22 protein-coding genes are annotated in these 19,243 nt (G+C 43.4%); 14 read left to right on the top strand and 8 right to left on the bottom strand.

Features of this window, described 5'->3' with window-relative positions:
- Nucleotides 1-21 precede the first annotated feature (21 nt).
- Nucleotides 22-1,875, bottom strand: coding sequence for a DNA topoisomerase IV subunit B (locus BTO09_RS13190; RefSeq protein ID WP_087525226.1), 1,854 nt, complete (start codon nucleotides 1,873-1,875; stop codon nucleotides 22-24).
- Between the two features lie 202 nt (nucleotides 1,876-2,077).
- Here BTO09_RS13190 and BTO09_RS13185 point away from each other — a divergent pair, with 202 nt between their 5' ends.
- Complete coding sequence (locus tag BTO09_RS13185) at nucleotides 2,078-2,680, top strand: tetratricopeptide repeat protein (RefSeq protein ID WP_087525225.1); 603 nt, start codon at nucleotides 2,078-2,080, stop codon at nucleotides 2,678-2,680.
- On the opposite strand, the gene ychF is transcribed toward BTO09_RS13185, so the two are convergent.
- The 5 genes from ychF to BTO09_RS13165 all read right to left on the bottom strand — a co-directional run bounded on the left by ychF (nucleotide 2,677) and on the right by BTO09_RS13165 (nucleotide 5,946).
- Nucleotides 2,677-3,771, bottom strand: a complete 1,095-nt coding sequence (gene ychF / locus BTO09_RS13180; RefSeq protein WP_087525224.1) for a redox-regulated ATPase YchF — start codon at nucleotides 3,769-3,771, stop codon at nucleotides 2,677-2,679. The genes BTO09_RS13185 and ychF overlap by 4 nt on opposite strands.
- 69 nt (nucleotides 3,772-3,840) lie before the next feature.
- Nucleotides 3,841-4,638 (bottom strand): alpha/beta hydrolase, encoded by a 798-nt coding sequence (locus tag BTO09_RS13175; protein ID WP_087525223.1) that lies wholly within the window; start codon nucleotides 4,636-4,638, stop codon nucleotides 3,841-3,843.
- A complete protein-coding gene (locus BTO09_RS14595) occupies nucleotides 4,631-4,813 on the bottom strand; it encodes a hypothetical protein (protein WP_232454966.1) in 183 nt (60 codons plus the stop codon). The genes BTO09_RS13175 and BTO09_RS14595 overlap by 8 nt, the downstream gene beginning before the upstream one ends.
- A gap of 102 nt (nucleotides 4,814-4,915) precedes the next feature.
- The gene (locus BTO09_RS13170) at nucleotides 4,916-5,497 is read right to left on the bottom strand and encodes an alpha/beta hydrolase (RefSeq protein ID WP_232454965.1); all 582 of its coding nucleotides are present in this window, start codon (nucleotides 5,495-5,497) and stop codon (nucleotides 4,916-4,918) included.
- Nucleotides 5,498-5,598: 101 nt separating this feature from the next.
- Entirely contained in the window at nucleotides 5,599-5,946 is a 348-nt protein-coding gene (locus BTO09_RS13165) for a 4Fe-4S dicluster domain-containing protein (protein WP_087525573.1), read from the bottom strand.
- A 59-nt stretch (nucleotides 5,947-6,005) separates the two neighbouring features.
- Here BTO09_RS13165 and BTO09_RS13160 point away from each other — a divergent pair, with 59 nt between their 5' ends.
- From BTO09_RS13160 to BTO09_RS13120, 10 genes are all read left to right on the top strand, one after another.
- Nucleotides 6,006-7,037: an acyl-CoA reductase gene (locus tag BTO09_RS13160; protein WP_369826885.1), complete on the top strand. Its 1,032-nt coding sequence runs from the start codon at nucleotides 6,006-6,008 to the stop codon at nucleotides 7,035-7,037.
- Nucleotides 7,038-7,109: 72 nt separating this feature from the next.
- Nucleotides 7,110-8,177 (top strand): 3-phosphoserine/phosphohydroxythreonine transaminase, encoded by a 1,068-nt coding sequence (gene serC / locus BTO09_RS13155; RefSeq protein WP_087525222.1) that lies wholly within the window; start codon nucleotides 7,110-7,112, stop codon nucleotides 8,175-8,177.
- An 18-nt stretch (nucleotides 8,178-8,195) separates the two neighbouring features.
- Nucleotides 8,196-9,149: a D-2-hydroxyacid dehydrogenase gene (locus BTO09_RS13150; protein WP_087525221.1), complete on the top strand. Its 954-nt coding sequence runs from the start codon at nucleotides 8,196-8,198 to the stop codon at nucleotides 9,147-9,149.
- 123 nt (nucleotides 9,150-9,272) lie between these two features.
- On the top strand, nucleotides 9,273-9,923 hold the full coding sequence (locus BTO09_RS13145; protein WP_087525220.1) for a DUF937 domain-containing protein: 651 nt from the start codon (nucleotides 9,273-9,275) through the stop codon (nucleotides 9,921-9,923).
- Nucleotides 9,924-10,044: 121 nt separating this feature from the next.
- A complete protein-coding gene (locus tag BTO09_RS13140; RefSeq protein ID WP_087525571.1) occupies nucleotides 10,045-10,449 on the top strand; it encodes a DUF6146 family protein in 405 nt (134 codons plus the stop codon).
- Nucleotides 10,449-10,751, top strand: coding sequence for a DUF6787 family protein (locus tag BTO09_RS13135; protein WP_087525219.1), 303 nt, complete (start codon nucleotides 10,449-10,451; stop codon nucleotides 10,749-10,751). The genes BTO09_RS13140 and BTO09_RS13135 overlap by 1 nt, the downstream gene beginning before the upstream one ends.
- Entirely contained in the window at nucleotides 10,748-11,068 is a 321-nt protein-coding gene (locus tag BTO09_RS13130) for a hypothetical protein (protein WP_087525218.1), read from the top strand. Before BTO09_RS13135 ends, BTO09_RS13130 begins: the two co-directional genes overlap by 4 nt.
- A gap of 40 nt (nucleotides 11,069-11,108) precedes the next feature.
- A complete protein-coding gene (locus BTO09_RS13125; protein ID WP_369826884.1) occupies nucleotides 11,109-12,881 on the top strand; it encodes a TonB-dependent receptor domain-containing protein in 1,773 nt (590 codons plus the stop codon).
- Nucleotides 12,833-13,510 carry a TonB-dependent receptor domain-containing protein gene (locus tag BTO09_RS14675; protein WP_369826883.1) on the top strand — a complete coding sequence of 226 codons (678 nt, stop codon included), beginning with the start codon at nucleotides 12,833-12,835 and terminating at the stop codon, nucleotides 13,508-13,510. The genes BTO09_RS13125 and BTO09_RS14675 overlap by 49 nt, the downstream gene beginning before the upstream one ends.
- A 19-nt stretch (nucleotides 13,511-13,529) precedes the next feature.
- Complete coding sequence (locus tag BTO09_RS13120; protein ID WP_087525570.1) at nucleotides 13,530-14,090, top strand: type 1 periplasmic binding fold superfamily protein; 561 nt, start codon at nucleotides 13,530-13,532, stop codon at nucleotides 14,088-14,090.
- Between the two features lie 51 nt (nucleotides 14,091-14,141).
- On the opposite strand, the gene BTO09_RS13115 is transcribed toward BTO09_RS13120, so the two are convergent.
- Together BTO09_RS13115 and folE are read right to left on the bottom strand one after the other, a co-directional pair.
- Complete coding sequence (locus BTO09_RS13115) at nucleotides 14,142-14,450, bottom strand: hypothetical protein (RefSeq protein ID WP_087525217.1); 309 nt, start codon at nucleotides 14,448-14,450, stop codon at nucleotides 14,142-14,144.
- 53 nt (nucleotides 14,451-14,503) lie between these two features.
- On the bottom strand, nucleotides 14,504-15,100 hold the full coding sequence (gene folE / locus BTO09_RS13110) for a GTP cyclohydrolase I FolE (protein WP_087525216.1): 597 nt from the start codon (nucleotides 15,098-15,100) through the stop codon (nucleotides 14,504-14,506).
- A gap of 164 nt (nucleotides 15,101-15,264) precedes the next feature.
- Between folE and BTO09_RS13105 the strand changes: the two genes are divergently transcribed.
- The 3 genes from BTO09_RS13105 to BTO09_RS13095 are packed head-to-tail and all read left to right on the top strand — an operon-like array spanning nucleotide 15,265 to nucleotide 19,153.
- Entirely contained in the window at nucleotides 15,265-17,673 is a 2,409-nt protein-coding gene (locus BTO09_RS13105; protein WP_087525215.1) for a DUF5916 domain-containing protein, read from the top strand.
- A gap of 56 nt (nucleotides 17,674-17,729) precedes the next feature.
- Nucleotides 17,730-18,389, top strand: coding sequence for an ABC transporter ATP-binding protein (locus BTO09_RS13100; RefSeq protein WP_087525214.1), 660 nt, complete (start codon nucleotides 17,730-17,732; stop codon nucleotides 18,387-18,389).
- Nucleotides 18,386-19,153, top strand: coding sequence for a TIGR02757 family protein (locus BTO09_RS13095; protein WP_087525213.1), 768 nt, complete (start codon nucleotides 18,386-18,388; stop codon nucleotides 19,151-19,153). Before BTO09_RS13100 ends, BTO09_RS13095 begins: the two co-directional genes overlap by 4 nt.
- Nucleotides 19,154-19,243: the final 90 nt, after the last annotated feature.

The following is a 19,243-nucleotide window of genomic DNA, read 5'->3' as shown; positions in this document are numbered from 1 at the left end:
CTGTCTACGCGTGTTAAGGCTCTAGTCCTCTACACGGTCCAATTCAACCTTTAGGTTATTGATAATAAATTCTTGTCGGTCCGGGGTATTCTTGCCCATATAGAAATTCAGCAGAGACTCGATGGACATGGCCTTGTCTAGCATCACAGGATCTAAACGAATATCATTGCCTATAAAATGCTTGAACTCATCCGGAGATATCTCGCCCAATCCCTTGAATCGGGTGATCTCTGGCTTGGGCTTGAGTTTTTCTATGGCGTCTATTCGCTCCTGTTCCGAATAACAATAGATGGTCTCTTTTTTGTTTCGCACTCTAAACAGTGGGGTTTGTAGAATGTAAAGATGCCCTTCTTTGATAAGTTCTGGAAAGAACTGCAAAAAGAAAGTGATAAGTAGCAAACGAATGTGCATCCCATCCACATCGGCATCCGTAGCTATTACAATGTTATTGTATCTTAAGTCTTCTAGTGACTCTTCTATGTTGAGTGCCGCTTGCAAGAGGTTGAACTCTTCGTTCTCGTAAACGATCTTCTTGCTCATCCCATAAGAGTTCAGAGGCTTTCCTCTAAGTGAGAATACCGCTTGGGTGTTCACATCACGACTCTTAGTAATACTACCACTTGCAGAATCTCCCTCCGTTATAAATAGCGTAGACTCCAAACGGCGATCGTTCTTCATATCACCTAAATGCACACGGCAGTCGCGAAGTTTTTTGTTGTGAAGACTCGCTTTTTTAGCACGCTCCTTAGCCAATTTGCGAATACCGGAAAGTTCCTTGCGCTCGCGTTCGGCTTGCATGATCTTGCGTTGCAGCTTTTCTGCTGTCTCTGGATTCTTGTGCAAGAAGTTGTCAACTTGAGTTTTGACAAAATCGTTGATATACGTTCTTACAGTAGGCAAACCGTCTCCCATTTCTGTGGAACCTAACTTGGTCTTGGTCTGCGACTCAAAAACAGGCTCCATCACTTTAACGCTAATGGCTGCTACTATAGACTTGCGAATATCACTGGCGTCATAGTTCTTGCCGTAGAACTCACGAACAGTTTTTACAACGGCCTCACGAAAAGCAGCTTGGTGCGTCCCTCCTTGGGTAGTATTCTGCCCGTTGACAAAGGAGTGATACTCTTCACTATACTGTGTTTTGGAATGGGTTATTGCTATTTCAATATCATCACCGCGTAAATGGATGATAGGATACAGCATATCCTCCTTGTTCATATTATCCTCCAACAGATCCTTTAGACCATTGGCAGAATGATACTTTTCTCCATTAAAATCAATGGTAAGCCCAGGGTTGAGATACACATAGTTCTTGAGCATCTTGGCCACATACTCCGAACGGTACTTGTAATTCTTAAAGATCTCCGGATCGGGCACAAAACTCACCTTGGTACCTTTCCTGCGGGAAGTGTCTTCCACAGGTAGGTCTTCTACCAACTCGCCGTATGCAAAAGTGGCGGCTTTGATCTGCTGGTCTCTAACAGACTCGACACGAAAACTAGTAGATAGCGCATTTACGGCTTTGGTACCTACCCCGTTCAAACCTACAGATTTTTTAAAGGCTCTGGAGTCGTATTTACCTCCAGTATTCATTTTGGACACCACATCCACTACTTTGCCCAAAGGTATTCCACGGCCGTAGTCGCGTACGTGGACTTCTTTGTCTTTGATGCGGATCTCGATGGTCTTACCCGCGCCCATGACGAATTCATCGATACAGTTGTCTATTACCTCTTTGAGTAAGATGTATATACCATCGTCTGGAGAAGAACCATCTCCCAGCTTCCCGATGTACATTCCGGGACGCATGCGGATGTGTTCCTTCCAATCCAGCGAGCGTATATTATCCTCGGTATATTGTGCTTCTTTTGCCATTAATCTGTTGTGGGAGTATGCCTGCTAATATAGGATTTCGACTACTTTTTTAAAACCAGAATTGCCTAAAGTAATTAACAATAAGACTCCTGAAATTGTTAAGAAATACAGGGCTTAAGCGGATTTTCATTCGGATCCTTTAAGGTTTTATTAACATTTTGAGCTTTTTTGCGACTAATACCGTAAACCCTTTCCTCTTATCATGCATTCAGGTGGCGCAAATACCATATTGAGAAACAACCGTAAGCTGCTTAAAAAACGCTCCAGCCGTTTTAAGAGCAAGCGCACTATTATGGGCCTGAAAGACAAGGACATCCGCAGAGATGAATCCGAAAACAAAAAGCTCACAACATGGAGCGCCTCAGAAATAAAACGAGTTGGTAGAAAGCTACGTCGCAGAAGACGTGTAGAAACTGCAATTGTCCTTTTGCTGATCTTTGCCGCTTTGCTATTTATATTCAGCAGCTTTGGCAGTTACCACAAGCCAGAGTCTCACGCTGCTCCTGTTGCCGCTAAACAGTTTTCTAAAAACCAAACAGATCTGGAAGAGGTATCTGAAGATCCTTATGTGCAATCAAAAGATGTTAAAGCAGAGCAATACATGATCTTTGGTAGAGAGTTCTTTTATTCTGGACAATACCGGCGAGCACTAAAAATGTTCGAAAAAGCCTTGGCGCTGTCGCCTCAGCATTGTTTGGCACCTGCGTGGATAGCCAATACCAATGAACAATTGGATGCCCTTGGAGTACGTAAAATGAAAAAACTTGGAGAAACCCGCTATGTGTCTATGTATGAGAATCGTTAGACGTTAAAACGGAACAGCATAACATCTCCGTCCTGAACAATGTATTCCTTACCTTCTATTCCGAGTTTACCGGCTTCCTTGACCTTTTCTCGGGAGCCTAGCTCGGCATAATCGTCATAGGCAATTACCTCTGCGCGAATAAAACCTTTTTCAAAGTCTGAGTGAATAACGCCCGCAGCTTGTGGTGCTGTGGCTCCAATTGGCACAGTCCAAGCACGAACCTCTTTTTCTCCTGCTGTGAAATAGGTCTGCAAGTTAAGTAGTTTGTAAGCTCCGCGTATCAATTTGGAGGCTCCAGGCTCTTCCAAACCGATATCGTCCAAGAACATTTGACGTTCTTCGTAATCTTCCAGCTCGTTGATATCTGCCTCAGTTCCTACGGCTAATACCAAAACCTCTGCGTTTTCTTGTGCTACCGCGGCCTTCACTTGTTCTACATAAGCGTTACCACTAACTGCACTGGACTCATCCACATTACAAACATACATTACAGGTTTGTCGGTAATGAGTTGTAGTTGATCTACAAAAGCCTCTCTGGCGTCCTCTGGCACGTCTATAGCACGTACAGAATTACCAGCCTCCAAGCCTGCTTTGATCAAATTCAAAGCTGCTTCTTCTTTTTGAGCTTCTTTATTCCCTGTTTTGGCAGCGCGCTTTACTTTGTCCAAGCGCTTTTCTACAGTTTCTAGATCTTTTAGCTGCAGCTCGATGTCTATGGTTTCCTTGTCTCTAACTGGGTCCACCGAACCGTCAACGTGGACAATATTGTCATTGTCAAAACAGCGAAGTACATGTAAAATAGCATCGGTCTCACGAATGTTCCCTAAGAATTGATTCCCCAAACCTTCACCCTTACTAGCGCCTTTTACAAGCCCTGCAATATCCACGATCTCAACAGTGGCAGGAACCACACGCTCCGGATTTACGAGTTTCTCTAATACTTCCAATCTCGTGTCTGGTACGTTCACCACCCCTAAGTTAGGTTCTATGGTACAGAAAGGAAAGTTGGCACTTTGCGCTTTCGCGTTAGACAAACAATTAAATAGTGTTGATTTTCCTACGTTGGGTAATCCTACAATTCCGGCTTTCATGAGCGCTATTCGATTTGGCGGCAAAGATAAGAATTGCCCCCTATTCCCGAAGCAGGAAAGTGAATTAAATCATCGAATGAATTGGTCTAAGGAAGCGCGGTATTTATCGAACTCATCCAAATTGTTATGCCGCCCTTCTTCTATGGTGACAAAATGGGCATAGGCCGGTTTGAATTCCATAAATAATTTTTGTCCAGAACTGAAAGGAACCACTCCGTCTCGGGTACCGTGCAAGATCAGCGTTGGGCAGTCTACGGCTGGGGCATACTGAAAACTGGGGAACTCATATTTTATAAGCCATTGAACGGGCAAATATCTAAAACGCGTATTGGCAATGTCTTCTATGCTGTAAAACGGGGTTTCTAAGATCAGGCGGCCGGGTTTATTCTCCGCAGCCAAAAAGGTTGAGACACTAGTTCCTAAAGAACGGCCGAATACGGTAATGTTCTGCTCCGGATATTGCCCTTTAGCATGATCGTAAAAAAGTTGCGCATCGGTATACATACTCGGCTCTGCGGGCTCGCCTCCGCTTTTTCCATAACCGCGGTAATCCATCACTATAACATCGTAACCGTAGCGTGTATACTGCTCAGCTATGCCTCCCCAGCGATCTAAATTACCCGCATTCCCGTGGTAGTATAAAATCACCCCTTTGGGTTCAGGAACTTTAAAATGAAGGGCATTCAGCGCTATACTATCTGGAGTCCAGAGGTTGAATTCCTCAAACTTGGATTCAAACTGATAGACATGGTCCGAGGCCAGGGGCTGCGGCTGAAACATGATATTGTCTTGAATGAAATACATAAATATTGAAAAAACCGTATACGGTATCGTAAAAATGGCGACCCCAAAGAACAGTTTACGCATTGGCCTTAGAACTGTGTTTTACTTTCATACTAGTTGTTTCCAGATCGATCTCCATTGGTTCAGAAGTTAGTATTTCACTGAGCATACGATGGTAGGATTCGAAATTATTCAAATTCTTATGTCCTCCACCAATAACCGCGTAAAGTCTTGTTCTGCTGGGGTTTATCTTTGACAACTTAATGCTAGACTTAAAGGGTATTAACTTGTCTTGTGTGCCGTGGATTATGTGTATTGGGCAACGTACATACTTGAGCCATTTGTAGGTGGGCATCGGATACTATAAAATGACCGATAGCGGCATAAAGGGCATGTATCTCGAAGTGGTTTTAGTAAGACTGTAATAAGGCGCATCCAAAATGAGCATCCGCGGATGATTCTCCGAAGCTATCTTGGCAGCAAAACCAGAACCCATGGAACGGCCGTAGATAATGATGTACTCTTCACTAACGCGTTCACGGATCTTATTGTAGACATATTGTACATCGCGTTTTATGGCCTTTTGGCTTCGTTTGCCTGTACTCTTACCAAATCCGCGGTAATCTAACATGATCACATCGTACTTATGACGCGTAAAATCCACGGCGAACTTCCCCCATCCTTTTATACTCTTGGAGTTCCCTTTTAGGTAAAGCACAACGCCAATAGGATCTTTTACTTTAAAATGCAAACCGTTTATTACACCTCCATCGCGGGTTTCTAGGTTGTATTCTTGTACGATCTGATTTTCGTAATAGAACTGAAAATCTTTAGGCAGCTTCTCGGGTTTGAACAAGAAATAATCCTGAACATAGTACAATACCAAGCTTATTGCCAGGTAAATGGCAAGGACAGTGAGCGTGATATTTAACCAGATAGGCATAATGTGATTTCCTCTAAAATAATAAAATCTAGAGTTCACCGCCGGAAATAGGACATAAAAAAACGCCGACTAAGCGGCGTTTCGAATAAGTTATTTTATGATCAGTGGTGCATAAAAGCCTGCTTTCCGAGCAAGGTCTCTTCGTCTTCTACATGATTTTCGTCCGGAACACAACAATCTACCGGACAAACGGCTGCGCATTGCGGCTCTTCGTGAAAGCCCATGCACTCCGTACATTTATCGGGTACTATATAGTAGATCTCATCACTTATAGGTTGTTGGGTCTCCTCTGCGTTCACTGCAGCTCCGTTGGGCAATACCAAGTCTCCGGTGAGATCTGTTCCGTCTGCATAACGCCAATCGTCGGCACCCTCATATATGGCAGTGTTTGGGCACTCTGGCTCACAGGCGCCGCAATTGATACATTCGTCGGTAATTATGATCGCCATAGCATTTTCTTTTTCTAACTTTGCCATGCAAAAATAAAGCCTAAAAGCGGTAATCACAAATGAAGTTGGATCTAGAAAAACGCATTGCGAGTTGGAGCAAGCTAGGAGATGAACTCAAAGCCCTAATTGCCCAGGACCCACCTTCTGAAGATCTTAAGCACTTATTGAACCGCGCTGAGGCCCATAACGGCTGGTTTACCGAAGAGCAAGTGCGATTTGCTTTAGCGGCTTGGGCAGCCGAATTGCAGGCTCGAAGACTTGAGAATTGGCTAGCTCCTTATATCATTAATGACAATGAGCCTAAGACCATAGCAGTAATAGCCGCTGGAAATATTCCTATGGTAGGTCTGCATGATGCGCTTTGCGTGCTTTTAAGCGGGAACAAGCTGCAAATAAAACTCTCCTCCAACGATCAGTTACTACTACCCTATCTCTTTAACCGATTAATAGCCATTGAGCCGGCTTGGAAAGACTATATCGAAATTAGAAAGGAAGCTGTCTCGGATTACCATGCGGTAATTGCAACAGGGAGCGATAATACTGCTCGTTATTTTGCACATTACTTTAAAGGTAAGCCCCACATAATTAGACGCAATAGAAACTCTGTTGCTGTTTTGTCTGGTGATGAATCTGTCGAAGAATTGGCTGGCCTATCCAATGATATATTTCGCTATTACGGACTAGGTTGCCGCTCGGTATCGAAACTCTTTGTTCCTGTAGGCTATGATTTTGATAAGGTTTTCAAGGCTGTATACGCTTGGAAACACTTGCTCGAACATAAGAAATACGAAAACAATTACGATTACAACAAAGCTGTCTTTTTAATGAGTCAATTCGATTTTCTCGAAAATGGCTTCTTTATGATAAAGCAAGACGAGCGCATGGCTTCTCCTATTGCCAGTGTCTTTTACGAGACCTATAAAAACAAGGAAGATCTGGAGGATAAAATCCAAGCAAAGCAAGATCAAATCCAATGTATTGTAGGGCCAAAAAGTATGTCAAAGGCTATTCCCTTTGGAACTTCTCAAAGTCCTGGACTCAACGACTATGCTGATGGCGTGGATACTATGGATTTCTTGTTAAAACTTTAGTTGATAATTTATTGCTTAATTAACACAGGACGTTCACTTAATTAACATCTTTGTACTCTTAATAAAACAAGCATGCAGAAACACAATTTTAGCGCCGGTCCATGTATTTTACCTCAATCTGTTATGCAAAAAGCTGCAGATGCAGTGGTAGATTACAACGGAATAGGGCTATCTATAATCGAGATCTCACATAGAAGTAAGGAATTTGTTGCCGTAATGGAAAACGCCAGAAGCCTGGCTTTGGAACATCTCGGTTTAACTGGTAAAGGTTACCAGGCCTTGTTTTTGCAAGGCGGCGCCAGCATGCAGTTCCTAATGGTAGCTTACAATTTACTAAACACCAAAGCCGGTTATCTCAATACAGGAACTTGGTCCTCTAAAGCAATTAAAGAAGCTAAGCTCTTTGGAGATCTGGTTGAAGTAGCTTCGTCCAAGGACAAGAATTTCAATTATATTCCAAAAGCCTATGAGATACCCTCAGGTTTGGATTATTTGCACCTAACTACCAACAACACCATTTTCGGTACTCAGATCAAAGAAATTCCGCAAACGGATGCGCCATTGGTATGCGATATGAGTAGTGATATCTTTTCACGTGCATTAGACTTTAGTCAATTCGATCTTATATATGCCGGGGCTCAAAAGAATATGGGACCAGCAGGAACTACTTTGGTAGTTGTAAAAGAGGAAATCCTTGGGCAAGTTCAGCGCAGCATTCCTTCTATGTTGGACTATCAGGTACATATTGGAAAAGACAGTATGTTTAACACGCCGCCAGTATTTGCAGTATACACCTCTATGTTGACCCTGGAGTGGTTAAAGGCGCAAGGTGGTGTTGCAACCATAGCCCAGATCAACGAGGCAAAAGCGTCTCTGTTATATAATGAGATCGACAGCAATGAACTCTTTACAGGTTTTGTGGCAGATCCGGCAGACCGATCTACTATGAATGCCACTTTTACCATTAACGATGAATCACAAGCAGATCGTTTCAACAAGATGTGGCAAGATGCAGGCATTAATGGCCTGAACGGACACCGCAGTGTTGGAGGATATCGCGCTTCTATGTACAACGCCTTACCACTGGCCAGCGTACAGGTTTTGGTCGATGTAATGCAAGAATTTCAAAGAACAGCTTAATAAAAATCAGCAGGAATAATGAAGAAGATTTTAGCCAATGACGGTATTTCACAAAGTGGAGTTAACGCTTTAGAAGCGGCAGGCTATGAAGTGATCACCACTAAAGTGGCTCAAGAGCAATTAGAGAATTATATCAACGAGCATGAGATAACAGGTCTGCTTGTCCGATCTGCAACTACAGTTAGAAAGGACCTTATAGATGCCTGCCCTAGCCTTAAGCTTATTGGTCGCGGCGGAGTTGGTATGGATAATATTGATGTGGATTATGCCCGCGAGAAAGGATTGCACGTGATCAACACTCCGGCGGCGTCGTCTGCCTCAGTAGCTGAATTGGTTTTTGCTCACCTTTTCACTGGGGTGCGATACCTTTATGACTCCAACAGAAATATGCCCCTTGATGGTGATACCAAATTCAAAGATCTAAAAAAGAGCTATGCCAAAGGTGCCGAATTAAGAGGTAAGACTTTGGGGATCATAGGTTTTGGACGAATTGGCCAAGCCGTTGCGAAGATCGCCATTGGTTGCGGGATGAAAGTACTTGCACATGACAAGTTTACCGAAGCAGCTACGCTACACTTGGATTTCTTTGACGGTCGATCTTTAGATTTTGAGATCAAAACAACCACTATGGATCAGGTATTGAGAAATGCTGATTTTGTTACCCTACACGTACCTGCACAAAAAGATTATGTGATCGGCAAGGCAGAAATGGCACAAATGAAAGAGGGTGCTGCTCTTATCAATGCCGCTCGCGGCGGGGTGATAGACGAAGTGGCTCTTATAGAGGCTTTGGACAGCGGAAAACTCGCTTTCGCCGGCTTAGACACCTTTGAGGAAGAACCCAAACCAGCGATCAAGGTCTTGATGAACCCAAAGGTCTCTTTGACACCACACATCGGTGCAGCAACCCAAGAGGCTCAAGATCGAATCGGAACAGAGCTTGCAGAACAGATTGTGAGTTTGCTTGGATAGTGCATTTGGTCGGTTAAACTCAGCGCTTTAACCGATGTTTAGACAAATTTTTAAGGTGAGGTACTAGTTTTTGTACCTCACCTTTTTTAATTTGTAGTCAGAATTAATTACTAAACAATAAACATGGAAGGATTAATGGATTTGCTCCAAAGCGATATGGGCAAACAAATTATAAACGGAGTTAGCTCTCAAACAAATGCTTCTCAGTCACAAACACAGTCAGTATTGTCTATGGCTTTGCCTGTTTTAATGGGTGCTATGAAACGCAATGCTGCTTCTCCAGAAGGTGCAGAAGGCCTTATGGGTGCGCTTTCCGGGAAACATGACGGAAGTATCTTAGATAACCTAGGTGGCCTTTTTGGCGGCGGTGTTGATCAGAGCGTGATGGACGATGGTGCTGGTATCTTAGGACACGTATTGGGAGGATCTCAACAGAATGTAACTTCTGCCCTTTCCTCAAAATCTGGATTAGATTCCAATACCGTAGGAAATATTCTAAAAATTGCAGCTCCTATTCTACTGGGATATTTAGGAAAACAACAACGTCAACAAAATGTACAATCAAGTGCTGGTCTAGGAGATCTTCTAGGCGGATTGATGGGCGGCAGTGCTTCTCAACAACCTAAGCAACAATCCATGATCGAATCTTTATTAGATGGTGATGGCGACGGAAGTATCTTAGACGATGTAGCTGGAATGGTATTGAATTCCGGAGGCAACAAGAAAAAAGGTGGACTGGGTGGTTTACTCGGTGGACTTTTTGGCGGGCGCTAGATAAAACTCCAAATAACAACAGAATTAGAGGCTTATGGCCTCTTTTTTTGTTAAAGGACGTTAAAGAAATTTAGGGGTTGCCTGTAGATTTAGTAAATTTACAGCTGCAATGCGAATGCAGATGAAGTATCTTCTAGGATTCCTACTTACGGGATTAATTCTATTTAGCTGTGACGGTTACAAGGCGCCGTCTCAAACGGCCAGAAATACTGCTGCTGTAAATGACACTGTTCGTATTGCCAATGACAGCCTAGATTACGAGATCATTATCATAGAACCAGGATTCTACAATTGGCTGGTGACCCAGTTTCCAGAAGACTATTACACCTTGAGCTTTTTAGAAAATAGGAATTTGTTCTATGTGCAAGAATACAACCGCAGGGTGATCAACCCGAATCAATACGATTCTCAGTTGTATCTCTGGCAGATAGACTATCAGCCTAATGTGAAATACGGAAAGGAAGTGAATTATCTGCTATACAATTGGTTCATTTATTTTCAACAGACCTATAAACAAAAGCTCTGATGGAAAAACTAAAAGCACGTTGGAACATTCAGAACAATTGGCAACTCACTGTAATTTTCCTAGTTTTTGCCATTACAGGGAGCACAGCGGCTAAATTTGCTGGGCCTTTGGTAGAGTTCCTAGGAATTTCAAGATCTGGCAGTGCTTGGATCTATTGGCCGGCTAGAATACTACTTATCTTCCCTATTTATCAGGTTTTGTTGGTATTTTTTGGTTGGTTGTTTGGAGAATTTAAATTTTTCTGGAACTTTGAGAAAAAGATGTTACGCGCATTAGGCCTATCATTTTTATTAAAAGATTGAAAAACTATACCTACATATCGCAATTGGCCGCCCTTTTCTTTTTGGGGCTGTTGCTGTTTCCTACAGCTTCGCAATATGTTCACGTATTAGATCTACATCAGCACGAGGTCTGTATTGAGACCGATGTGCACATGCACGAGGACGCACCGGTTTGTGAATTGGATGATTTGCGCTTGCCGCTTTTTGACGAGCTCTTTTTTAGTGAATTGGAAGAGCCACTCGCTCAAAAAGTCCTAGTAAGCTACCCAAACTGGTTAGATTCCACGCATAAGGCGCAGGCAATTAGCGCCACTGGTCGTGCACCACCCCTTGCTTAAGCACTCCGTCAACAGGATTGTTTAATCAAGGAATCCCCTAATGAATAAATTTTTAGTTACTGCAGGTTTATGCCTGTGTACCCTCTGTGCTATAGCACAAGATTGCCAACTCAAGTTTAGTGGCAGTGTTATAGACAGTCATGAGAATACAGCTTTAAATGGAGCTACGCTGAGTATCGTAGGCGGTACTGCTATTGCTTATACGGATCTGGATGGACGTTTTACTTTCTCCGGATTGTGTCCGGCTATCTACGTGGTGGAAGTTCAGCATCCGCAGTGTAAAACACAACGCTTCGAGATCAATCTGCGCAAGGATACAGAGCGCACGCTGTTTTTAGAGCATCATTTAGAGGCCTTGAACGAGGTTCTGATAACCGGCAGATCATTCAGAACGCAATCAGAAACACAGCTCAACAACACCTTAGACCTTGCTACTATAGAACAATACAGCAGTGGCAGCCTGGGTGATGTGCTTAATACCCTTAGCGGAGTCTCCTCGCTAAATACCGGAAATACGGTGGTTAAGCCCGTTATCAACGGACTACATAGCAGCAGGGTCAGTATTATCAATAATGGCGTGCGCTTGCAGGACCAGGAATGGGGTGCAGAACACGCTCCTAATATCGATATCAATAGCGCCGGACAGATCACTGTTTTAAAAGGAGCCTCTACCCTGCAGTATTCCGGAAATGCTGTGGGCGGAGTCATAATTGCAGAACCTAGACGTGTTTTGCTTACCGACACCTTATACGGCAAAACGATCTTAAGTGGTGCAACCAATGGTCGTGGCGGCAGTATAACCTCAGAACTCTTTAAAGGTTATGAGAATGGTTGGTATGCAGCCATACAGGGTACGGCCAAGCGCTTTGGTGATTTTGAAGCTCCAGACTATGTGTTAAGCAATACGGGCGTAGAAGAAGGAGATTTCTCTCTGCGACTAGGTAAGAATAATATAGCTTCTGGCTTTGAGGCCTATATGAGTTACTTCCAAACCACTATAGGTATTCTTAGAGCGAGTCATTTAGGCGGTGCCGAAGATCAGGTGGCTGCCATAAACAGCGATAGGCCTTTGATTGTTGAGGATTTCACTTACGACATCTTAGTTCCTAGACAGGAGGTAAAACACCTAACCGGTAGGCTTTCCTATTTCAAGCAATTTGAGAACTTGGGCAAACTCAGCTTGCAGTACGATCTGCAGTGGAACCAACGCTTTGAGTTCGATGTGCGCCGCGGAGAGGATATAGACCGAGCTGCTGTAGACTTGGAGTTGACCACCCATAACTTTGTGGCCAGTTTGGAAAGTGAGCTTAACGAGGTGCTTAACATCAATACTGGGATCAACCTGATCTATCAAGAGAATGTTGCAGATCCTTCTACAGGAGTACGCCGTTTGATCCCCGATTATGAGCAATATACAATTGGTGCATTCGCCATTGCGGATTGGACGATAAACGATAGACTGCTTTTCGAAGCCGGTTTGCGTTTTGATTATACGCTAATGGATGCTTTTAAGTTCTATCGTTCTACTTTTTGGGAACAACGTGGATATCAAGAAGAATTTGCAGACATCGTGGTAGAAGACTTGGGCACGCAGATCTTGGCGAATCCAGAATTGGAGTTCAATAATCTAGCAGCAACTGCGGGCTTTAATTATAAGATAGACGATCAATACCGTTTGTTCTTCAATTATGCCTTGGCCAGCAGAGCGCAAATGCTTCGGAGCTGTTCAGCGAAGGCTTGCACCACAGTGCTTCAAGAATTGAGTTGGGAGATCTTCGTTTTAAGAGCGAGGTGGCCAATCGCGTATCGCTAAGCCTAGAGAAAAAAGGGAATGCCTTTAGCTTTACAGCCGCTCCATTTGTGAATTGGATCAATGATTTTATCCTAATCGAGCCTACTGGAGTGCAGCAGACCATTCGCGGGAATTTCCAAGTTTGGGAATACCGACAAACTGCTGCCTTTCTAACAGGAATTGATCTGGATGCGACCTATATTTTCAATGAACACTGGTCAACAACAGCTCAGTTTAGCATCGTTAAAGGTTACGACCAGACTAGAGATCTGCCACTTATCAATATGCCTCCGGCCAGTTTGAATAACGGCATACAGTTTCGACTTCCAAACTGGTTTGACTTTCAAACCGGAATTGAAAGTCAATACGTTTTTAGACAGAACGAATTTCCGGACAATAATTTCGAGGTGTTCTTACCGGAGACAGAAACTACAGCAGTTGTAGATGTAAGTACCCCGCCTGCTGCTTATCAGTTGTGGAACTGGAACGCATCGGCAAAATTTAATCTCAACGAAAAATCAGACTTGCAGCTCGGCCTGCAAATAACCAATATGTTTAATACATCTTATAGAAACTACTTGAATCGTTTGCGTTATTACGCAGATGATCTGGGTAGAAATATAAGAGTCAGTTTAAAAATCAATTATTAAAATGTTTAATCTTAGAATTATGAAAAAGAATCTTTTATTACTCGCTACAGCCGTTTCCTTGGTGTTTGGAGCTTGTTCCAATGATGACGACAACACTCCAGATGAAGTGAATGAGGAAGAAGTGATCACTACCTTGATACTTACTTTGACTCCAGAAGGTGGAGGCCCAACAGTAACTTTCCAATCGGAGGATCTTGACGGCGACGGCCCCGGAGAGCCTGAATTGACAATTAGCGGTCAATTGGCTCCTAACACAACTTACACAAGTACTATCGTGTTTTTAAATGCTACGGAAGATCCGGCTGAGAACATTACTCTAGAAGTTATTCAAGAAGCCGACGAGCACCAAGTATTTTATTTGCCAAGTAGTGCCCTTAACCTTACTCCTACTTATTTAGACGGAGACGGGAACGGAAATCCTTTAGGAGTGCTTATGGGCTTTACAACTGGAGAGAACAGCTTTGGAAGCTTAACAATTGTTTTGCGTCACGAGCCGAACAAGCCAAATGATGGAACCCTCGCAGATGCCGGAGGAGAAACTGACATCAGCGTAACTTTCGATAACGTCACCATACAGTAAATTGGACGTTTGAATTAGCAAAAAGCCCCTTCAAATTGAAGGGGCTTTTTATTATTGGTCTACTCGTACTTTTATGGGAGTCAGTTCTCCCGGATCCTCTCCATTGAAAACAAAGGTATACAACCACATCAAGGTAAAGGTGGGTATAAAGTCCAAGCCCGGGATCAGCTCTTCTAAGAAAACAATAGCAGAGGCGATCTTTCCTTGCTTTCCGGGATACATCTTATTCATCTGCCATGCAGCCACAGGTGCCCAAACCAAGTCGATAAGAGTTCCCAATCCGGGTAATACCATAGTCACCATTCCAACAGCATCCAGCACCAAGCCTTTGGCCAACATTTTATATTTTAATTTACGCATAAGTGTTTATTAGTTCATTAATTATCAAGCAAGAAGCGTACCAAATTTTAGGGCTACGAAAGCTCATTACTGATCAGACGCAAAAACTCGCTTCTTGTTTCATTTTTTTCGAATTGCCCTCTAAATCCAGAAGTGGTTGTTACACTGTTCTGTTTCTGTACGCCGCGCATCATCATGCACATATGACTTGCCTCAATTACAACGGCAACGCCTCTAGGTTTTAAGGTTTTGTTGATACATTCCAGTATATCGTGAGTCAAGCGTTCCTGCACTTGTAGGCGCCTAGCAAAGACATCCACTACTCTAGGCAATTTGCTCAAACCTACAATATAACCGTTGGGGATGTAGGCAATATGGGCCTTCCCAAAGAAAGGCAGAATATGATGCTCGCAGAGCGAATAGACCTCTATGTCCTTAACAATAACCATTTCGTCATAATCTTCCTTGAACATGGCAGATCGCAGGATCTGCTCCGCGTTTTGATCGTAGCCTTGAGTTAGGAATTGCATGGCTTTAGCCGCGCGTTCAGGAGTCTTAACAATTCCTTCTCTAGAGACATCTTCTCCTAATTTGGTGATGATGTCTCTGTATTTTTCCTTCATGTCCTCGGTAGTAGTCTGAGAATATTCTTCAAAGTGTCGGTAAGCCATGTGTGGGTTATTATTTTCTCTAAGCTACGCATTCCTGAGTAAATTATAATTCTTTTGACATTTTCCCTGATTTATTTAACGTTTCCTTAGTAGCCCTGCTGATTTGAGCAAAGTAGTTTTGACTCAACTAACGCCCCCGCGCTTTGGCGCAGAAAATTAACTGTATGATCTTGCGTCTTTTAACGCTATTATTGCTTTTATTGCCTACTTCGATCCTTGCCCAAGAGCGAAAAAACCTCGAGGCCACCCGGATTGAAAACCCACCGAAAATAGACGGGATCTTAGATGACGAAGTTTGGAGCTCGCTGCCTGCTTTCAATGATTTTAACATGTACGAGCCAGGAAACGAAGGGGTCATTCCTCCGGAGTATCAAACAGAAGTAAAATTCGCCTATGACGACAATTTTGTTTACGTAGCGGCTTATTTATACGATCCGAATCCGCAGGACATACTCACGCAATTCTCGCAACGCGATGAGGTATTTGTGCAAGCCGACGTTTTTACCATTGCCTTGAACACTTACAATGACGGCATCAACGAGACTCGTTTTTACATCAACAGTGCCGGAACCATTGGCGATGCCTTTGTGTCTAACGGCCGAACAGATTTTAGTTACAATGTGGTCTTTAGTGCGCGCACCAGTATGGATGACAAAGGTTGGTATGCAGAATTTCGCATTCCTTATAACGCTTTGCGTTTTCCTGAGGTGGATGTCCAAGACTGGAGCGTGAATTTTTATCGTCGTTTGCAAACACAGAATCAGACCCATACCTGGAATTTCATTGAGAACAGTGTTGGGAACGAAACACAGTACAACGGAACGGTAAGCGGGGTTCGCGGAATAAACCCACCGCTGCGATTGACCCTATTCCCTTTTGTGCAAGGTGTAGGCACTTCCTTTGACGGAGAATCTGACACCAATTTCTCTGCCGGAATGGATATAAAATACGGTTTGAGTGACAGTTTTACTTTGGATACAACCTTGATCCCTGACTTTGGGCAAGCCGCTTTTGACGAGGTCCGACTCAATTTAGGGCCTTTTGAACAGACCTTCAGAGAGAACCGACAGTTCTTTGTAGAAGGGATAGAGCTGTTCAATAAAGGGGATATTTTCTTTTCCAGACGAGTTGGTAACGCCCCTACGGGTAGTGTTGGCCCTTTAGAGGAAAACGAAAGAATAGTAGAACAGCCCTCCAAAGTAAATCTGCTCAACGCACTAAAGATCTCGGGTAGAACCAAAGAGAAGTTGGGTGTTGGTTTTTTCAATGCAATTACTGAGCGTACCTTTGCCAGTATAGAAGATACCCTTACGGGAGAGCGTCGAGAGGTCCTTATAGAGCCACTTGCCAATTACAACATATTTGTGTTGGATCAACAATGGAATGACAATTCTTCTATTTCCCTGATCAATACCAATGTACTTAGAAACGGTAATTTTAGAGATGCTAACGTTACTGCTTTGGCTTTTGATGTAGCCGACAAAGCCAATACCTTTAGAACCTCTGGCCGTGTGGTAGTAAGTAATGTGAATGAGGGGAACGGCTTTAAAACGGGTTTGCGAACAGAGTTCGACATTTTTAAGACCAAAGGAAAGTTCCGGTATCGCTTTGGACACGATTTAGCAAATACAACCTTAGATATCAACGATTTAGGACTTAACTTTCGCAACAACTTCAACAACTTTGTTGTGGGCGGAAGCTATCAGATCTTTGAACCTACAGAGACTTTTAATTTTTACCGTATTAATCTAACAGTTAGACACAGACGCCTTTATGAGCCGGATGTGCAAACAGGAAACAGCATCTTTACCAACGCCTTCTTTGTAACCCCTGAACGTTTTGCCTTTGGAGTTGACGCCAGTTACAATACCGAAAGTGACGATTACTTTGAACCGCGTGTAGCAGGGCGTTTTCTGACTTATCCGTCCAATTATGGTTTCGGCGGATTTGTCTCTTCGGATTTTAGAAAGAAATTTGCTTACGATCTAAACCTCGGCTATCGGAAATGGGATGCAGAGCAGCAATATCGCTATAACATCAACTTATCTCCGCGTTACCGCTTTACAGATAATTTCTTGGTTGTATGGTCTACCAACTATTCCAAGAACGAGAATAATTTCGGTTGGATCTTCAACGACGACAACGGGATCATTATTGGGCAACGCGATCTGACCAATATAGAGAACAGCTTAACTGCGAGCTATAATTTTGACCCCTATAAGGCCATAGACCTACGATTTCGTAATTTTTGGAGTACCGCCAATCACAGCGACAATGTGTATTGGATGCTCAATGATGACGGCAGCAGAACCCGCACAGAATACGATCTGGAGAACAGAGATCCAGACACTAACTTCAACATTTGGAACTTGGATTTGAGCTTCCGTTGGCGATTCGCCCCGGGGAGCGAAGCAACACTCCTCTATAGAAACCAGATGTTTAACCAAAACGATTTGGCCAACCTAAATTATTCCGAGAGTTTGGAAGCCTTGTTTGATCAGCCTGCGCAGCATACACTTTCGCTGCGTATCACCTATTTTGTGGATGTGAGCAACTTTGGGAACTGGTTCTAATTGGCCCGTTGCACCGCACAATTTATTGTGCTAATTTTGCGGTCAAGAATCTGCGAATGATACAAGCAATCAATCTACATAAATCATACGGTGACCTCCATGTACTTAAGGGCGTGGATCTCAAAGTAAAAAAAGGAGAGATTGTTTCTGTGGTTGGCGCCTCCGGGGCAGGTAAGACCACCCTACTCCAACTTTTAGGAACCTTAGACCGTCCAGATAAGGATACCACCTCACTTCAGTTTCAAGGTAAAGAGCTTAAAGGCCTGAGTAAAAAAGAACTCGCAGAGTTCAGAAACAAACATTTGGGCTTTATTTTTCAGTTTCATCAACTCTTACCAGAGTTCTCGGCCTTAGAGAATGTTTGTATTCCCGGCTATATAGCTGGCACTCCAAAATCCGAAGTACAAAAAAGAGCGCAAGAACTACTCGATCTGTTAGGCCTAAAAGAGCGCTACCACCACAAACCCAGTGAACTCTCTGGCGGGGAACAACAGCGCGCAGCAGTTGCAAGGGCGCTGATTAACAATCCGGATCTAATATTGGCCGACGAGCCTTCTGGGAACTTGGATTCGGAAGCGGCAGACAAGCTACATCAGTTGTTCTTTGAACTTCGCGATCAAATGGGGCAAACCTTCATTATTGTTACCCATAACAATGTTTTGGCCGATATGGCAGACCGAAAACTCACCATGGTAGACGGTAAGATCGTGTCATGAACAAGACAGAACTCAAAGATTTTTTAGACGAAAAAGCAGCCCACTACGAACAGCCTGTTTTTTTAGAACAGGATCCGATTCAAATTCCGCATCGGTACACTTTAAAAGAAGATATAGAGATCAGTGGGTTTCTTACGGCGGTGATTGCTTGGGGAAACAGGCGCAGTATCCTTAATAGCGCTGGCCGTATGATGGAACTTATGGGCAATGCGCCTCATGATTTTGTGTTAAATCATAAGCCCAAGGATCTGGCTGTATTTGATGGCTTTGTTCACCGTACATTTCAGGCAGAAGACCTCAAATACTTCTTAAAGGCCTTACAGGAAATTTACACCCAACAACAAGGTTTAGAACAAAGTCTTGGCAGACTTTTTATGGAGCATGGAGAACTGCAATTGGCCCTGCATCATTTTAAAAAAGAGTTCTTTGCCTATGATCCGCCAGATAGAACTTTAAAACACTTGCCCGACCCTTTACGCGGTTCTGCTGCTAAGCGGATCAATATGTATTTGCGTTGGATGGTCCGCAGTGATGCAAGAGCCGTAGACTTTGGGCTTTGGACACAAATTCCCACCTCGGCACTCTCCTGCCCTTTAGATGTGCACAGCGGGCGTGTGGCTCGAAAACTCAAACTGCTCAAACGCAAACAAAACGACGCCAAAGCCTTGCAGGAATTAGACAAGGCCTTACGCAAGTTAGATCCGACAGATCCGGTGAAGTACGACTTTGCCTTGTTTGGTTTGGGGGTGGATGAAAAATTCTAGTTTTTAGGGTGTTGTTTCAATTAAAATTAGAACCGATTTATCACAGCTTTGTATAAAAATGTTGCAAGGACGTTAAAAGCCCTTAGGAAG

This window comes from Gilvibacter sp. SZ-19, from assembly GCF_002163875.1.
Classification (GTDB): Bacteria; Bacteroidota; Bacteroidia; order Flavobacteriales; family Flavobacteriaceae; genus Gilvibacter.
This window is presented reverse-complemented; position numbering and strand designations above follow the sequence as displayed.

What these genes read in the sequence shown, in the direction of transcription:
- BTO09_RS13175 (WP_087525223.1), bottom strand. Translation starts at nt 4,638, where the DNA reads ATGCGTAAACTGTTCTTTGGGGTCGCCATTTTTACGATACCGTATACG.
- BTO09_RS13135 (WP_087525219.1), top strand. Translation starts at nt 10,449, where the DNA reads ATGGAAAAACTAAAAGCACGTTGGAACATTCAGAACAATTGGCAACTC.
- BTO09_RS13120 (WP_087525570.1), top strand. Translation starts at nt 13,530, where the DNA reads ATGAAAAAGAATCTTTTATTACTCGCTACAGCCGTTTCCTTGGTGTTT.
- BTO09_RS13100 (WP_087525214.1), top strand. Translation starts at nt 17,730, where the DNA reads ATGATACAAGCAATCAATCTACATAAATCATACGGTGACCTCCATGTA.
- ychF (WP_087525224.1), bottom strand. Translation starts at nt 3,771, where the DNA reads ATGAAAGCCGGAATTGTAGGATTACCCAACGTAGGAAAATCAACACTA.
- BTO09_RS13115 (WP_087525217.1), bottom strand. Translation starts at nt 14,450, where the DNA reads ATGCGTAAATTAAAATATAAAATGTTGGCCAAAGGCTTGGTGCTGGAT.
- BTO09_RS13145 (WP_087525220.1), top strand. Translation starts at nt 9,273, where the DNA reads ATGGAAGGATTAATGGATTTGCTCCAAAGCGATATGGGCAAACAAATT.
- BTO09_RS13170 (WP_232454965.1), bottom strand. Translation starts at nt 5,497, where the DNA reads ATGCCTATCTGGTTAAATATCACGCTCACTGTCCTTGCCATTTACCTG.
- BTO09_RS13165 (WP_087525573.1), bottom strand. Translation starts at nt 5,946, where the DNA reads ATGGCGATCATAATTACCGACGAATGTATCAATTGCGGCGCCTGTGAG.
- BTO09_RS13125 (WP_369826884.1), top strand. Translation starts at nt 11,109, where the DNA reads ATGAATAAATTTTTAGTTACTGCAGGTTTATGCCTGTGTACCCTCTGT.
- BTO09_RS13105 (WP_087525215.1), top strand. Translation starts at nt 15,265, where the DNA reads ATGATCTTGCGTCTTTTAACGCTATTATTGCTTTTATTGCCTACTTCG.
- BTO09_RS13140 (WP_087525571.1), top strand. Translation starts at nt 10,045, where the DNA reads ATGAAGTATCTTCTAGGATTCCTACTTACGGGATTAATTCTATTTAGC.
- BTO09_RS13185 (WP_087525225.1), top strand. Translation starts at nt 2,078, where the DNA reads ATGCATTCAGGTGGCGCAAATACCATATTGAGAAACAACCGTAAGCTG.
- serC (WP_087525222.1), top strand. Translation starts at nt 7,110, where the DNA reads ATGCAGAAACACAATTTTAGCGCCGGTCCATGTATTTTACCTCAATCT.
- BTO09_RS13150 (WP_087525221.1), top strand. Translation starts at nt 8,196, where the DNA reads ATGAAGAAGATTTTAGCCAATGACGGTATTTCACAAAGTGGAGTTAAC.
- BTO09_RS13160 (WP_369826885.1), top strand. Translation starts at nt 6,006, where the DNA reads ATGAAGTTGGATCTAGAAAAACGCATTGCGAGTTGGAGCAAGCTAGGA.
- BTO09_RS13095 (WP_087525213.1), top strand. Translation starts at nt 18,386, where the DNA reads ATGAACAAGACAGAACTCAAAGATTTTTTAGACGAAAAAGCAGCCCAC.
- folE (WP_087525216.1), bottom strand. Translation starts at nt 15,100, where the DNA reads ATGGCTTACCGACACTTTGAAGAATATTCTCAGACTACTACCGAGGAC.
- BTO09_RS13190 (WP_087525226.1), bottom strand. Translation starts at nt 1,875, where the DNA reads ATGGCAAAAGAAGCACAATATACCGAGGATAATATACGCTCGCTGGAT.